Here is a 14,981-nt window from a genome sequence, read left to right on the forward strand (position 1 = left end):
TCACTGGTTCCCTGACCCTGCATAAGCGCCTACCTTCCTTGCGAATACAGGCTCGAAGCCTGGGATACTCCGCGGTATTGGCGAATAGGGCGGGGAGCTGCCCAGCATGAATTCGCAGCCATCCTCACCGATCCGATGCCGGAACCGGGTCATCTGGCTCGGATCTATGGGCAGTTCATGCCGGAAGTATTCTTCACCACAGAAGTGCTGCCAGTAGGGATTCTCTACCCAGCGTGCCACCACCGTCTCATCCGATTCGTTAAAGGCGTGCTTCAGATAGTGCAGCCCAACCATGAGCCGGATCGGGATGCCAGGGCGGCCCGCCTCTGCGTAGAGTCTGCCAAAGCGCTCTTCTACCGCATTCCAGTCAATCTTGCCCGCCAGCCGGTACAGAACATGACGTTGATCCAGTAGCTGCTCCAGGCGCAGGCGGAACAGGTCATCACAGGTGCTTGACTCTTGCTTTTTCGGCTTCATGAATTCACCAGAAATCAGGGGGAAATAACCCCAATTCTGGCAAATTCTTCATCCGTTGTATACTCCTGGATCCCAATATCGGCGCGGGTTAAATGGGTATTTCAGGGGCGACTAATTACGGTTCAGGCGTCCCAAGCGTAACAACTTGGCGCGACTACGCCAGCCAGAGCATCCTGTAACCGCGATGAATCAGATCTGGAGCATGGATTTTGTGGCGAATGCGCTGTTCGATGGCGGGCGCCTGGCTGCATTAACCGTGTGGACAACTATATGCTCGCGAGTTTTGCTATAGAGGCGGGTCAGAGCCTGAAAGGAGACGATGTCGAATACGCTCAACCGCATTGCAATCCAGCGGGGCTTACCCGCCATCATCAAGGTGGAAAATGACAGTGAATTCAGCCCGAAATTTCCATTTTAAACCGGTGCTGATTCTGGGGTCACAACCTCCAAACAGGCCTCTGATTTTTTCAGACTTGTCTCTGGATGGCTCAAATGGTCAAACAGATGGTGAAAGGGCTATGCGATTTTGCATGGAATAACAGCATCTTCGTCGTAGGAATAGACCGCGCATAATCGATGATATCCGTCCGCAACGATCGTTTTTCCGTTGACTGAGTCTCTTATCAGAAGGAGGGGCGATAACTGTTCTCCCAATTTTATTTTCTGTTGATCCTGTTCAACATGGGCGTTGCTTACCCCGAGCAATGATAAATTGGACGCCCTGAAAATATCTTTTGCCTTGAACTTCAATATCGGCGCGCGCTTCAATTTATCCGCATGAGTGGTGGCCGTCAGTTCATCGTAGAACAGGGACAGGTACGATAGCGCTGCTTGATAGTCGTGCGCTTCCGGTTCGCTCAACCACTTGATTTCGACCTTCTTCGACATTTTAGCTCACCTTTGCATTTATTGAATCGAAAGCCATCAGCATCCTTAATATGCTAACGTCATTCTAGTTGCTACTCTATATCGGTGGATATTAATATAGAAACGTGATTGCCAACTAACCTCAATATTTCATAAATTGACGCACGTCGTCGCTGGTGTTTTGCGTATGGAAATTTTCTTCAGTCGGCCGGATGAATAGCTATGTCATCTTTCACAAAATCTTCCTATAAACAGAATCCTAGGTAATCATCAAGCGAATTTATGAAACATTCCGGACTAAAAAGCGGTTTTTATCAGGCCACCTTCGGCACGGATAGATGAACCATTGATTATCGAGGCGCGCGCGCTGACAACAAAAGTTACCACATCCGCAATTTCAGAAGGATCGATAAGACGTGCGATCAAAGAGCTCGGGCGATTGTTTGACATAAATTTTTTCTCTGCTGCTTCCAGGGAAATATCCGGATATATATCACTAATGAATTTTTTCACTCCCTCTGTGCGAGTGGGACCCGGCAGAACCGAATTAACAGTCACTCTGGTACCTTTGGTCAGTTCCGCAAGTGAACGGGAAATACCAAGCTGCATCGTTTTTGTTGCGCTGTAATGCGTCATTTCGGGAGCAGGATTCATACCCGATTCGCTTGAGATAAATACTATTCTTCCATAGTTTTTGCTCAACATATGCTTAAGGTAATGGCGAGCCAGACGCACACTGCTCATGATATTGACCTCGAATACCTTCTGCCAGTCCTCATCGGTTTCGTTGAAGAAATCTATCGCTTCATAAATACCCAGGTTATTGATGAGAATATCCACATGCGGAATTGCGCTGATGGTTTGTTCACAACCGACCGCTGTTCCGTTATCGGCAATCAATGGGATCAACTTTGCGCCCGGATGCCTGTTCAGGATATTTGAAATTGCTTCGTCAACGCTGCGTCGGCTCCTGCCGTTGACAATAACTTCCGCGCCTTCAACAGCCAGCGATCGCGCAATTTCCAGCCCAATACCTCCCGATGAAGCGGTAACCAAGGCTGATTTATTCCTTAATTCGAGATCCATTGACTTACCTTTCCGTGATCACTACCAATAGGGATCTCTCAGTACGTGTCACAGGTTAGTCGTCAGCGCAGCGAATGGCTGATTGGTTGGCACCTTGCTGGGCGGTGAAGTTTGAAGAGTCTGCCATATTATTCCGCCACGCTGACACCCGAGCCACCCATTTCTTTCGGGACGTCCTTCATCTTCGGTAATCCGTCCTTGATGCGCAGCACTGTCTCCTGATAGTGCACGTGAACACCGGCGTGATAGGGGAAATCCGGAATAACTGCCGCATATACATCCGTGAGTCCCAAGCCTGGATGCTCGGTGAAGATGTGACCGCCGCACGTTTTGCACCATTTACGATAACTGTGCGGCGTTTTGTTGTAAGTGCCAATGTTTTCTGCTCCCAGCGTGATCTGCACCACTTCGGGTTTCCACAAAGTGAAGGCGTTAACAGGCCCTGCCGACCAGTGTCGGCACGACTCGCAATGGCAATAACCCATTCCATCCGGCTCACCGCTGACCGTGAACTGAACCGCACCACAAAAACAGCTGCCTTTGTAAGCCTTTCTGTCGCTCGTCATAATGCATCCTCCATAGTGACCGGGCGACGAGGATAGCTCAGGATCAGATTCGTTTGATCCTTGCTCATCGCCGATGAATGACTCTTTTTAGCATTTAGTTGCCCATCATCACGGATTGAGGTTAACCGTTGCTTCGGGAAACGTGAGCTTCCGTTCTCGACGCTTTGCGGTCACTCAATCTTTATCCAAAACGAATCCTGACACTAGGCTGGAGTAAGCACGGGAAACAATCCACGTAACCCGGTGGCCATCATCTCTATAGCCATCGCCGCAAGAATGAATCCTCCTATGCGCTGTACAACATCCAAAGTAGACTGCCGAATTTTCTTCTCTCCCTGACATGCTATATAAAAGGTTATCCAGCACGCAATACCCAAGATGAGGATAGGCACCACGACATGGATCAGATCCGCAGAGGTCTGCCACGCGCTGTTTCCCATGACATAGCTGAATGCTGCCGGCCCCGCCAGCAGCGGCACCGCCAGGGGAACAATTGCCGCTTCCCGAACCCCGTGCTCGTTAGTGATAGAGGGCGATCCCTTGAAGGTTGATTCCTTCCCAAGAACCATTGCTATTGCCAGCAGCAAGACAATAACCCCTCCGCCCACCTGCATGGCCCCGAGCGATACACCAAGCAATCCCAGAATGGGCATGCCGAGAAATGTTGCCGTCAGCAATGCTACCGTGACGCTCAACCCAATGGTCCTGGCAAAACGGCTCTTGCTGTGCAAATCAAGACCCTCCGTGACGGCGAGAAAAACCGGGATCATGGAAACAGGTCCCACCAGCACGAAAAGCGTGACGGCTTTCTTGATGGTTAGCGCTAAAATTGAAAGCATTGTCTAGCCGGAATATGTCAAATATTGCGCACCATATCGCCACGGAGTGGATGGTTGGTCTTACTTAAGGCAGGCGCTCAATCAGTGTTCAGCGAGCACGCAGGCAACGATCCTAGGAGCGAGATTGCGAGTGCATTCAATCTTTCCCACAAACTGTTTTCGTATCAAGCGAGAATTCGCACGGCTCCGGTTTTCCCATCCAGCGATTGCGGTCCATCGGGCCGCTACATCCGGCATCTTCCAGTAACGCGTGCGTGCCGGCTGCATTGCACACGAGCACGACCGAGTGGCGTTCGTTGCGTAGTACCCTGACCTTATAGCCCTTGAAATTCTCCAGCAGGATTGGGTCATGCCGGGTTGCCAGCGTCAGCAGTTCGCTTTCGCCAAGTTCCGGCGGTGGACTCTTGTAACGTACCGTTGATTCCACTGCCGCCGCCAATTTGGTCAGCGCGGAGGCCTTGATATACATTTCCTCACTATCAACATGTCCCTGGCTGGACATGCAACTTACCAGGAAGGAAAGTACAAATACCACAGTAACGGTGTTTTTAATCATAATCAGGTCTTGCCTTCTTTGTCTCTCCAGTAGACATAGCCGCCGCTATCATCTCTACCCGTATCCAGATTCCAGTTAACGGCCGACGTCTGGTAGGTATCATCGTTTTTAAAGATGGCATTGGCAATGTGCGACCAGGCGACAAGAACGTTTTCCATCGCCCGATCGAATATCTGGTCGTAATTCATCGCACCGAGGGGCGTTGCCAGATCCTTCAGATATTGCTTGTCGAGATCGGCAATAGCCGGATAGGTCAGGCCGATGTTGGCGGCAACATGGCGGGCAAAGGGTGGAAGCACATTGCCTTCTTCCGCTTTATCGACAATAAACTTGAACGAGCTATGCCAGCTATTGATGATGGGAGGATTGGTTTGATATGGGCCCGAATAGCAGGTCTCAAGCATGCTCTGCCAGGTGCTTACAATTGCCGGGTCGAGCTTTCCGCTGCCGGGTGTATCGCAACAACCCCAGATTCCCGAATCCAGGTGCTCGGCCAAGCCTATTTCACCAATGTTCAACCGCTGAAAAATGTAGGCATCCTGATGCATTTCACAGATTCTGTGCTTTCCCTTGTTCGTCTGGTATTCGCCTACCTTCAGCTCAACAACAGGGTGAATAGTCACGTCGGTTACCACATGGCTGGTGTATCCGAGCAGCCAGGAGAACGCTTTTTGCCGTGATGCGCCATTCAGCTTCCTGATCAGGTCAATTCCCGTTTTGACCATGTCGCCGGTTTTCTGGTAGTGCATTCGATCCGCCCAGTGACAGGCATCGGGATGGGCGATATCCAGATAAGGATAGTCCGGGCTGACCGCGCCAAGTTCGCAAAAGCGGAAGTAATCCAGTACCGAAACGATTGCCTCGGACGTGAAGCCGTGGCTTTCAAGCTTGGCCGGTTCCCTGATCAGATTGACCAGAGTTAGGTGTGCATAGGCGCCAGGCATTATAGTTCCATTGTTTTATACATTGACTGGCTGTTTCTCAGTTGCCGGCTGTCTGGCCTGCGCAGTTCACTTGTCGTCCTTGTATCTTGCGTGCTTTTGCGCAAGAATGTCTTGGCCGCTCCCATGCCATGCTCGAATTCAAACGAAAGTTGACGTATTGTCTGGGCAGTATCGACTGTCTTCGTAGATCCTTTCTGATACTTTTAACTGTCAAGCGTCCCAAACTCTTCAGCATTACTCTTTTACCTAGCACATCAAACAGCGCGTTCAGGGGAATATTGCACTAAAACCATCTGAATTACCATGGGTGGCGTGGCAGTGCGACCAAACATCTCGTTCAGCATTTTTAATGATCAAGGCTTCAAATGTTCAATTATTTTGAGAAAGTGATTTATCCCTATCCTGATACCACGGACAGGATTCCGCCAAAGGGTTTTCTGGCATTCATATGGGAGGCCACCCATGGTGTACGGCGGTATCTCGTCGCGATGACTCTACTTACCGCGAGCATAGGTGCGTTTGAGGCATTGTTATTTGCCATCCTGGGAAAAGTTGTTGATTGGCTAGGCCAGATACCGCCTGCTCTTTTGTGGCAGCAGGAGCGGTATACGCTGCTGCTGTTTGCCGGGATACTGGTGGCCAGTCCGGGATTGGTGGGATTGCAGAATCTCGTCAAGCACCAGGTGCTGGGAGGAAACTTTCCGATGCGGCTGCGCTGGAATTTTCATCAGCTGATGCTCAATCAAAGCATGAATTTTTATCAGGATGAGTTTGCCGGCCGCGTAGCAGCCAAAGTCATGCAAACCGCGCTTGCGCTGCGCGATGTCTGTTTTATTCTGGGAGACATACTCGTTTATGTGACGATTTATTTCTTGACACTGGTTGCCGTGGTGGGGAATTTCAATGTCTGGATGTTAATACCTTTTATGGGATGGCTGGTGCTTTACATTTTTGTCTTGCGATATTTTGTGCCGAGAATGAGCCGGGTTTCGCAGTTGCAGGCCGACGCGCGCGCGCTCATGACGGGCCGCATCAGTGACGCCTACACCAACATTGCCACCGTCAAGCTCTTCTCTCATGCCGGCAGGGAAGCAGGTTACGCAAGATCGGCCATGCAGGAGTTTCTGAAAACAGTGCATGGCCAGATGCGGTTGATCACCGGTTTCGAAACGGTGAATCAGGTTATGGGAGCGAGTCTTATCATCAGCGCGGTGGGAGTCGCTTTATGGTTGTGGACAGAGGGTCAGGTCGGTGTCGGCGCTGTTGCTGTTGTCGGCGCAATGACGCTAAGACTGAATGGCATGTCTCATTGGGTCATGTGGGAAATGGCTTCGCTGCTGGAACAGGTTGGCACAGTGCGAGACGGCATCAACACGCTATCACGTGCGCATCTGGTAACCGATCATCCGGATGCAGCACCTCTGCGGATTAACAATGCGGATATTCGATTCGAGGATGTAGTTTTTAACTATGGGGGAATTACGCCGGTCATCGATCACTTTTCATTACGTATCCGGCCCGGTGAGAAAATCGGGTTGGTTGGGCGTTCGGGTGCGGGTAAATCCACGCTCGTCAATCTGCTGCTCAGATTTTATGACGTTGAGCAGGGGCGCATACTGATCGATGAACAGGATATCAAACACGTTACCCAGCTCAGTTTGCGCGCCAATATCGGCATGGTCACCCAGGACACCTCGCTCATGCATCGTTCGGTGCGGGATAATCTTTTATATGGCCGGCCGGATGCCACCGATGCGGATATGATCACCGCCGCGAAACGCGCCGAAGCCCATGAATTCATCACGGGTCTGACCGATCCAGCGGGACGTAATGGCTACGATGCCCATGTTGGTGAACGCGGAATAAAGCTCTCGGGGGGGCAGCGCCAGCGGATCGCAATAGCCCGTGTCATGCTGAAAGATGCGCCGATACTTTTGCTGGATGAAGCCACCAGCGCACTGGACTCCGAAGTGGAGTCGGCAATTCAGTCAAGCTTATATCGATTAATGCAAGGCAAGACCGTGATAGCCATCGCGCACCGGCTATCTACCATTGCGGCGATGGATCGTCTGATCGTGATCGATAGAGGACGTATTGTGGAGGAAGGAACCCATCAAAGCCTCATCACGTCGAGCGGTTTGTATGCGCGCCTGTGGAGTCACCAAAGCGGTGGGTTCCTGGGGGACGATGTGTAGGGCCAGGCCCGGATATCTAGTCTACCCGATCAAATGCCGTATCTGTCCTGCGTCCAGGAGTGAGGTCAGTCGTCGAGCTCCACGTCCACCTCGGGTTTGACGCCCGAGCGGATCGCTGCCTCAGTCAGCGACGGCAGGCAAAGCTCGATGAAGCGATAGGCGTACCCACGCATATAATGGCCACGCCTGACAGAGATATTCGTGGTATTTCTCTGGAACAGGTGTGAACTGTCGAGCAGGTGAAGCCGGGTATCGCGTCCCGGATCGAATGCCATTGAGGCAACGATACCCACCCCCAGTTCGAGTTCGACGTAGGTCTTGATGACGTCGGCGTCCAGCGCCGACATCGCGATATCAAGTACGATCCCCATCTTTGCGAAGGCTTCATCGATTCCTGACCGTCCGGTAAAACCTTCGTGATAAGTAATGACCGGAAATTCGGCAATCGCCTCGAGCGTTAGCGGGTAAACCGATTCCAGTGGATGACCGGGCGGCACAATGACTGCGTGATGCCAGGAGTAATAGGGAAAAGACGCCAGCTCCACAACACTTTCCAGGGCTTCGGTAGCGATGCCGATATCCGCGACACCATCGAGCAGCATCGATACGATCTCATCCGGGCTGGACTGATGCAAAATGAGGTGGACGTTGGGAAATGCTTTCTTGAATTGTGTCACCACGGAGGGTAATGCATACCGCGCTTGTGTATGCGTGGTCGCGATAGTCAGGCGTCCTTGATCCTTATTGCTGAATTGTTCCGCCAAACGCTTGACGTTTTTTGCGTCAAGCAGAATGCGTTCGACAATTTCCACCAGTTCCTTGCCGGGGTCGGTCAATCCGAGCAACCGCTTGCCCTTGCGCACGAACAGTTCGATGCCTAGTTCATCCTCCAGATCTTTTATGTGCTTGCTGACACCCGACTGCGACGTAAACAAGGCATTTGCCGCTTCGGTGAGGTTGTAGTTCTGCCGCACCGTTTCGTGGATGATACGTAACTGCTGAAAGTTCATGGGGCCTATCAACTCATATTATCTGGGATTATTTTTATGCCTGGGCGCTCAAATGCACAAATAAAGGAAGCCTGCCCCCAAGCTATTTGATGCGGGCAGGCTTTAGTCACCTTGCTGAATACCCGCCTATTTAATAATTATAGCGGCCACCTTGCAGACGGTGCAGTGCAGCGACCAGCGTATCGACATCCGCATGGGTATTATACAGCGCCAGTGATGGACGTACCGTGCTTTCATAGCCAAAACGCCGCAGGATAGGCTGCGCGCAGTGATGACCGGCGCGCACCGCAATGCCTTCCCGGTTCAGGGCTCCGCCGACCTCTTCGGTGGCAAATCCCTTCAGCGCAAACGACAATACCCCAGCCTTGTCCGGCGCGGTGCCGATAAGCCGCAGACCAGGGACGGTATTGAGACCCCGTGTTGCATAGGCCATCAAGTCGTGCTCGTAGCGGCTTATGTTGTCGATGCCAACCCTTTCCACGTAGTCGATCGCGGCGCCCAGCCCCACCGCATCGGCGATATTGCCGGTGCCAGCTTCAAAACGCGCGGGTGCGGCATTGTATGACGTCTTCTCAAAGGTGACATCCTGGATCATGTTGCCGCCGCCTTGCCAGGGGGGGGAGGTATTGAGCAACTCCAGTTTGCCGAACAGGGCACCGATGCCTGTGGGACCGAATACCTTATGTCCCGAGAAAACAAACCAGTCGCAATCGAGTTGCTGCACATCCACCCGCATGTGCGAGACTGACTGCGCGCCATCCACCAGCACGCGAGCACCCACGCGGTGCGCCATTTCAATCATCTCCCTCGCCGGTGTTATGGTACCCAGCGCATTGGAAACCTGCGAGAACGATACCAGCTTGGTGCGTGAACCGAGGAGTTTCTGATATTCATCGAGCAATATCTGCCCATCATCATCCACCGGCGCCACGCGCAGTCTCGCACCTTTTTCGTTGCACAGCTGCTGCCATGGCACGATATTGGCATGGTGTTCCAGCCAGGTGATGACAACTTCGTCCCCTTCGTTGACATTTTGCCGGCCCCAGCTCTGTGCAACAAGATTGATCGCTTCGGTCGTGCCTCTGAGGAAAATGATTTCATCGGCGGACGGAGCATTGAGGAAGCGGCGCACCTTCTCGCGCGACTCCTCGTAAGCATCGGTGGCGCGCGCCGCCAGTTCATGCGCCGCACGGTGGATATTGGAGTTTTCGTGCTGGTAGAAGTAGGTGAGACGGTCGATGACAGATTGCGGTTTCTGCGTGGTGGCGGCATTATCCAGCCAGATCAATGGGCGGCCATGCACCAGTTCCTTAAGGATTGGAAAGTCGCGCCGCACGGCATTGGCGTCAAACGCGGGGTGTGCCGATGCAATCGCCGGTATTTGCCCCGTACGGGCACCGCCACCGAACGGCACGGCCTCGTCAAGGAAATAGAACGGCGGCGCGCCAGCCGAATCGATGGGCAAAGCGTCCGTACCAGCGGATGAAGCGGCGTTTATGCCGGGTATGCCGCCGGATGGCAAAAAGGCGGGCGGGGCATTCAGTGCCGGGGGAAGCGGCAGCGAAAATGCGGCAAACGTATCGGCGTAGGGAAGATCCGCGCCCAGCGCCGGAATTTTCAGGGCCTGGGCTGCTCCCGCCGAATAGGGAACGGTATGGTAGGACCCCAGAGGCGCCGCCGAAGGTATCACGGATTTCGGGTCTGGCGTGGTTGCTGCGGAACCTGGGGTTCCGTAAGGAACCTCGGAAGCGTATCCGGCAGGAATTCCGGCGCCCATTCCGGAAGAAACACCGGAAGGAATACTGGAAGAGGCGCTGGAAGGGTTTGTAGAAACATGCTCCATTCCAGGCGGAGTGGAAAACATCTCATTCACCATGCGCGTAAGTTCCCCGATATCGGGAAGATAGCCGGGCGTACCGCCCAAAGTCTCACCCAGATCTGGTCGATTACTTGTACTCATGATATTTGCCCACATCGACATTTTCAAGCATGCCGACCGCGTCTTCAGTCAATACCGCCAGCGAGCAATACAGGGAAATCAGGTAAGAAGCGATAGCTTGATGATTGATGCCCATAAAACGCACCGAGAGTCCCATGCCTTGTTCGCCCGCCAGACCCGGTTGGTACAATCCGACAACGCCCTGACGGGTTTCGCCAGTGCGTAGCAACAGGATGGAGGTCTTGCCCTTAACCACATCAATCTTGTCGCAGGGAATGAGCGGGAGTCCACGCCAGGTCAGGAACTGTGAACCAAATAGGGTTACCGTTGGAGGCGGCACGCCACGGCGCGTACATTCGCGTCCAAACGCGGCGATTGCCTGCGGGTGTGCCAGAAAGAAACCAGGCTCTTTCCATACGCGCGCAATCAGCTCGTCCAGATCGTCCGGAGTGGGCGCACCCGACCGTGTTTTTATTCTCATGGAATCATTCACATTGTTGAGCAGGCCATATTCCTTATTATTCAGCAGCTCTCTTTCCTGGCGTTCCTTTACTATTTCAATGGTCAGGCGAACCTGCTCGTGAATCTGGTTGTGCGGACTGCTATAGAGATCGGAAACGCGAGTATGTACGTCCACTACGGTATTGACCGCGCTCAACACATATTCCCGCCCCCATTCCTCGTAATCCACGAAAGTATTGGGCAGTTCGCGTTCGTCCTTGTTGGAGCAGTCCACTTCAATCTTATCGGGATCTTTTACCTTGTTTACACGGTAAATACCGGCCTCAACCGGTACCCATTGCAGCACATGAACAAGCCAGCGCGGGGTAATAAGCCGCAGTTGGGGAACGGTTTTAGTGGCATTGGCAAGCGTGCGTGCCGCCACGTCTCCCAGTGCTGTGTGTCCTTGATGGATGTCCGCCATTTCATTCTCCTTGGTTAAGTGTGTGAGTGATATTGATGCGCGAATGAAGCATTACTACCTATTATATATAGCAGATTATTATTAAGTTATATTAAATTATTATATAAATCTTCTTATTTTGAGTTTTTTGTGCGGAAATTCATTGAAATTTGCAGTCTCCCTGCCATGAAAGCGAGATTCGATTATCCGGCAATGGAATGGTTTTTATGGTTTGGGGATCTCCAAGGAAAAAAAGGGCGCTGGCCAATGGCCAGCGCCGCGAATTACAACAAAGGAGAAGATAACCACAGCGTAAAGTTATCAGCTACATCTTTTACAGGGAACCAATAACATTTCATTTACTTATCTCTTTTATGGATAAGGGGCGCTTGTAATTAGCCACCCGAAAACAGGGAATACGGAATGGGATGTGGCTGCGGGATTTATTCGGAGCCCGCCTGATAAGCTATGCACATTTTCTTGGTTTGATGCGGGGAAGATGAGTGTTAGATTTTCTTCCTGATTATCAGCATTGGAGGAAATCAAGATGTCTTTCATTAAATCCCATCAATCCCATATCGCTGTTATCGTAGTTATATCCTTGGTCAGTCTGGGTGCCGCATATGCCGCGTTGCAAACATTCTCTCCTGGCCTCGCTCACGATCCCACCCGCGAGTTGTATGTGGATTTGAATAACGCATTCGCCACCCACTGGAAAGCCCGGTCCGGAGTAGACATTAATGTCGGGCTGGCTCAGAGTAAATCAGGGAAACCGATACGCGCTGTACTTGATGGGCTCAATATCACCACCCTTGCCCTATCTTATGATGTGGACAGGTTGCGCGAAACCAACCGGTTCATTGCTCCCGCCTGGAACCCAACCCTGCCGCAAAACATGGCCCGCTCCTCACTATATGCCTCACCTTATACCTCGACCATTGTATTTCTGGTGCGTAAAGGGAATCCCAAGAAACTGATCGATTGGGATGATCTTCTGCGGCCCGAGATAGAAGTAGTCACGCCCAATCCAAAGATTTCCGACGGTGGCCGCTGGAATTACCTGGCAGCGTGGGGGTATGCGCTCAGGCAACCGGGTGGCGGCGAAGCAGCCGCACTCGAATTCGTCACGAAATTGTTTGCCAATATCAGGTCGCCGGCGACCGCTGATTTCGTCGAGCGAGATATCGGCGATGTGCTGTTGTTATGGGAGAATGAAGCCCATCTGTTAATTCGCCAAACCAGCGCAGAAGGGACGGATAAATTTGAAATTATCACGCCATCCATGTCGATAGTGGCCGAACCTACGGTCAGCGTGGTGAACGCGGTGGCTGACAGGAACGGTGCGCGTGAAGTGGCTGCCGCTTATATCGATTACCTCTATACACCCCAAGCCCAGGACATCGTGGGCAAGCATTATTATCGCCCGCGCGACGCGCAGGCAAGCGCCAAATACGCGAGTCAGTTTCCTTCACTGGAACTGTTCACCATAGACGAAGTGGTTGGCGGTTGGCAGCAGGCCCAGAAAGTACACTTTGCCAGGGGTGGAATTTTTGAACGTATTCAGGGAAATTAACCTGAAGTCGGCAGTTATAGCGAACTCACCAGGTCGCCATAAAATAGGAAACTTGAAAACTGATCAGCCCAGATCCGGCAGTTGACCGCTCATTTGCCGGCCTGGCATTATGGTAGAGAATTTTCGTGTCACTGGATTCTTGTCTTTTGAGTGAGCCCGCTACGGGGTGGATTGTGCAGTTCTTGCGGCAGGTTGCGTTGCAACGCCTTGGAATGGAGTGGCCATTCCGCGTCGTTACGCCTGCCATGTCCTCAAAAACCTGCACACTTCACCCTACCCATCTATCAGACTCGGGATAATTCTAGAATGAGACGACTATCGTCTCATTCCTGGTCTTTCCACTTCCACCGCAATAGTACTCGCAACTGCCTGAACTCCTCCGCGTCTATTCCGTCCGGCAGAATCGTTACGCTGCGCCCGAAGAACATTCGCGGTGGAGGCCGGGGAGTCAAGAGAACCGGAGAAGTCAGGGATGGTATGGATTCCCCGGAATCCACGGTTTTTAGCGGCTTTAGTTCGAGCACTGTTAGATAAGGCGCGACAAAGCTGCTGCCGAGCACGTCGCAGGCAATTCGCTCCCCGCATTGTAATTCGAGCGTACAGGTCATTTCGTCCGATAGTTCGAGCCCTGTCACCGATGCCGGCGAGCGTAGCAATGCGTAACGCTTTAAATGAAAAAAAAGACTGAGTGCCAGAATAATGCAGCCTATCAGTTTGGCCGCCGCAGGCAACATCAGCGGCCACAATAGCCCGATAGCGGAAAAATGAGCAAGACTCAATATCATGACAAGGCGCATAGAGGGCTTCAGCCGGATAATCAGCAAAGGAGGAGAGGGCGATGAAGGGGTAGCCATAGTCCGATTATCTCATTTCGGGCAATTAGCGGTTTATCCGGGGTGCACGTTGGCCGTATAATCCTATATTGATTCTCGTTCACCAGCCGGTCTTGATTTGCATGAACCCTGCATGGCACTCCTTTCTGCAAAGCTGCAACGCAATCATCCAGGATAGCCGCGTTGTCAGCTATGGTGATGCCGCCGCGGAGCTGGCGAGTGTCCGATCAGGTACGGTGCTGGCGGATCTGTCGCATTTTGGTCTGATTCATTTTTCGGACGAGGACGCGCAATCTTTTCTGCAGGGGCAGGTGAGTTGCGACATCAAAGCGATTAATCCTTCCGTTACCCGCTCCACCGCGCTCTATGGAAGTTATTGCAACCCAAAGGGCAGGATGCTGGCAAGTTTTCTGATGTGGCACGATAGCGGCGGCTATGCCATGCAATTGCCGTCGGCGTTGCGGGCAGCCATCCAGAAACGTCTGTCCATGTATGTCCTGCGCGCTAAAGTCAAGCTAATCGACAACAGTGACGCGTTGGTGCGCATCGGCGTGGCGGGAGAGCATGCCGAGACGTTAATGCGGGAAGTTCTGGGTGAGGTTCCAGGTTCTCCTCTTGAAGTGGTTCATGTCCAGGCGGGAAGCGTCATCCGTCTTGCACAAGACCGTTTTGAGCTCGTCGTACCCACTGGGCAGGCGCAAACCGTGTGGGAGCGTTTGAGAAAGAACGCCGCCCCGGTGGGAGCATCCTGCTGGGACTGGCTGGAAATCAAGGCCGGTATTCCGGTGATTACCACGCCGACACAAGAACAATTCGTACCGCAAATGGCAAATCTGGATGCCATCGGCGGAATAAGTTTCCAGAAAGGCTGTTATCCTGGTCAGGAAATTGTCGCCCGTACCCAGTATCTGGGGAAAATCAAGCGCCGCATGGTCCTTGCCCATATCCAGCCATCGCCAGAAACGTCAGTTGAAGCCGGAGACGAATTATTCAGTGCTGATATGGGGGAACAATCAAGTGGCATGATAGCTAACGCGGCTCCCGCGCCTGACGGAGGGTTTGACGTGTTAGCCGTCATACAGACAAGTAGTATCGAGGCCGGTAAAATTCATTGGATGTCTTTGGATGGCCCCATGCTGGACATCATGCCGTTGCCTTATTTAGTCCATCACTAGCTGCTGGAACCAAATTT

At 52.4% G+C, this 14,981-nt stretch carries 14 protein-coding genes and 1 pseudogene; 4 read left to right on the top strand and 11 right to left on the bottom strand.

Annotation, left to right across the window (positions count from 1 at the left end):
• Positions 1-102: 102 nt before the first annotated feature.
• From BLR00_RS08140 to BLR00_RS08170, 7 genes and pseudogenes are all read right to left on the bottom strand, one after another.
• Positions 103-477, bottom strand: a pseudogene (locus tag BLR00_RS08140) (transposase); the annotation flags it as partial.
• 516 nt (positions 478-993) lie between these two features.
• Positions 994-1,365, bottom strand: a complete 372-nt coding sequence (locus BLR00_RS08145; protein WP_074631902.1) for a hypothetical protein — start codon at positions 1,363-1,365, stop codon at positions 994-996.
• 276 nt (positions 1,366-1,641) lie between these two features.
• Positions 1,642-2,430, bottom strand: coding sequence for an SDR family NAD(P)-dependent oxidoreductase (locus BLR00_RS08150; protein WP_074631903.1), 789 nt, complete (start codon positions 2,428-2,430; stop codon positions 1,642-1,644).
• A 128-nt stretch (positions 2,431-2,558) separates the two neighbouring features.
• On the bottom strand, positions 2,559-2,996 hold the full coding sequence (locus BLR00_RS08155; protein WP_074631904.1) for a GFA family protein: 438 nt from the start codon (positions 2,994-2,996) through the stop codon (positions 2,559-2,561).
• Positions 2,997-3,199: 203 nt separating this feature from the next.
• Positions 3,200-3,835 (bottom strand): MarC family protein, encoded by a 636-nt coding sequence (locus tag BLR00_RS08160; protein ID WP_074631905.1) that lies wholly within the window; start codon positions 3,833-3,835, stop codon positions 3,200-3,202.
• Positions 3,836-3,971: 136 nt separating this feature from the next.
• The gene (locus tag BLR00_RS08165; protein WP_074631906.1) at positions 3,972-4,391 is read right to left on the bottom strand and encodes a hypothetical protein; all 420 of its coding nucleotides are present in this window, start codon (positions 4,389-4,391) and stop codon (positions 3,972-3,974) included.
• 2 nt (positions 4,392-4,393) lie between these two features.
• A complete protein-coding gene (locus BLR00_RS08170; protein WP_074631907.1) occupies positions 4,394-5,335 on the bottom strand; it encodes a zinc dependent phospholipase C family protein in 942 nt (313 codons plus the stop codon).
• 365 nt (positions 5,336-5,700) lie between these two features.
• Between BLR00_RS08170 and BLR00_RS08175 the strand changes: the two genes are divergently transcribed.
• Positions 5,701-7,530: an ABC transporter ATP-binding protein gene (locus tag BLR00_RS08175; RefSeq protein WP_074631908.1), complete on the top strand. Its 1,830-nt coding sequence runs from the start codon at positions 5,701-5,703 to the stop codon at positions 7,528-7,530.
• Between the two features lie 65 nt (positions 7,531-7,595).
• Here the strand turns inward: BLR00_RS08175 and BLR00_RS08180 are convergent, their stop codons facing one another.
• The 3 genes from BLR00_RS08180 to BLR00_RS08190 form a co-directional block, all read right to left on the bottom strand.
• A complete protein-coding gene (locus tag BLR00_RS08180; RefSeq protein WP_074631909.1) occupies positions 7,596-8,540 on the bottom strand; it encodes a CysB family HTH-type transcriptional regulator in 945 nt (314 codons plus the stop codon).
• Between the two features lie 130 nt (positions 8,541-8,670).
• On the bottom strand, positions 8,671-10,500 hold the full coding sequence (locus BLR00_RS08185) for a family 2A encapsulin nanocompartment cargo protein cysteine desulfurase (RefSeq protein ID WP_074634206.1): 1,830 nt from the start codon (positions 10,498-10,500) through the stop codon (positions 8,671-8,673).
• Complete coding sequence (locus BLR00_RS08190) at positions 10,487-11,404, bottom strand: family 2A encapsulin nanocompartment shell protein (RefSeq protein WP_074631910.1); 918 nt, start codon at positions 11,402-11,404, stop codon at positions 10,487-10,489. The genes BLR00_RS08185 and BLR00_RS08190 overlap by 14 nt, the downstream gene beginning before the upstream one ends.
• A 165-nt stretch (positions 11,405-11,569) precedes the next feature.
• On the opposite strand from BLR00_RS08190, the gene BLR00_RS16815 reads away from it, so the two are divergent.
• Positions 11,570-11,734, top strand: a complete 165-nt coding sequence (locus tag BLR00_RS16815) for a hypothetical protein (RefSeq protein ID WP_181319725.1) — start codon at positions 11,570-11,572, stop codon at positions 11,732-11,734.
• 196 nt (positions 11,735-11,930) lie between these two features.
• Positions 11,931-12,956, top strand: a complete 1,026-nt coding sequence (locus tag BLR00_RS08195) for a sulfate ABC transporter substrate-binding protein (protein ID WP_107797711.1) — start codon at positions 11,931-11,933, stop codon at positions 12,954-12,956.
• 323 nt (positions 12,957-13,279) lie between these two features.
• Here BLR00_RS08195 and BLR00_RS08200 read toward each other — a convergent pair whose 3' ends face one another.
• On the bottom strand, positions 13,280-13,810 hold the full coding sequence (locus BLR00_RS08200) for a protein YgfX (protein WP_256324085.1): 531 nt from the start codon (positions 13,808-13,810) through the stop codon (positions 13,280-13,282).
• Positions 13,811-13,911: 101 nt separating this feature from the next.
• Here BLR00_RS08200 and ygfZ point away from each other — a divergent pair, with 101 nt between their 5' ends.
• Positions 13,912-14,964 (top strand): CAF17-like 4Fe-4S cluster assembly/insertion protein YgfZ, encoded by a 1,053-nt coding sequence (ygfZ, locus tag BLR00_RS08205; protein ID WP_074631911.1) that lies wholly within the window; start codon positions 13,912-13,914, stop codon positions 14,962-14,964.
• Positions 14,965-14,981 lie beyond the last annotated feature (17 nt).

This window comes from Nitrosospira multiformis, assembly GCF_900103165.1.
GTDB lineage: Bacteria > Pseudomonadota > Gammaproteobacteria > Burkholderiales > Nitrosomonadaceae > Nitrosospira > Nitrosospira multiformis_D.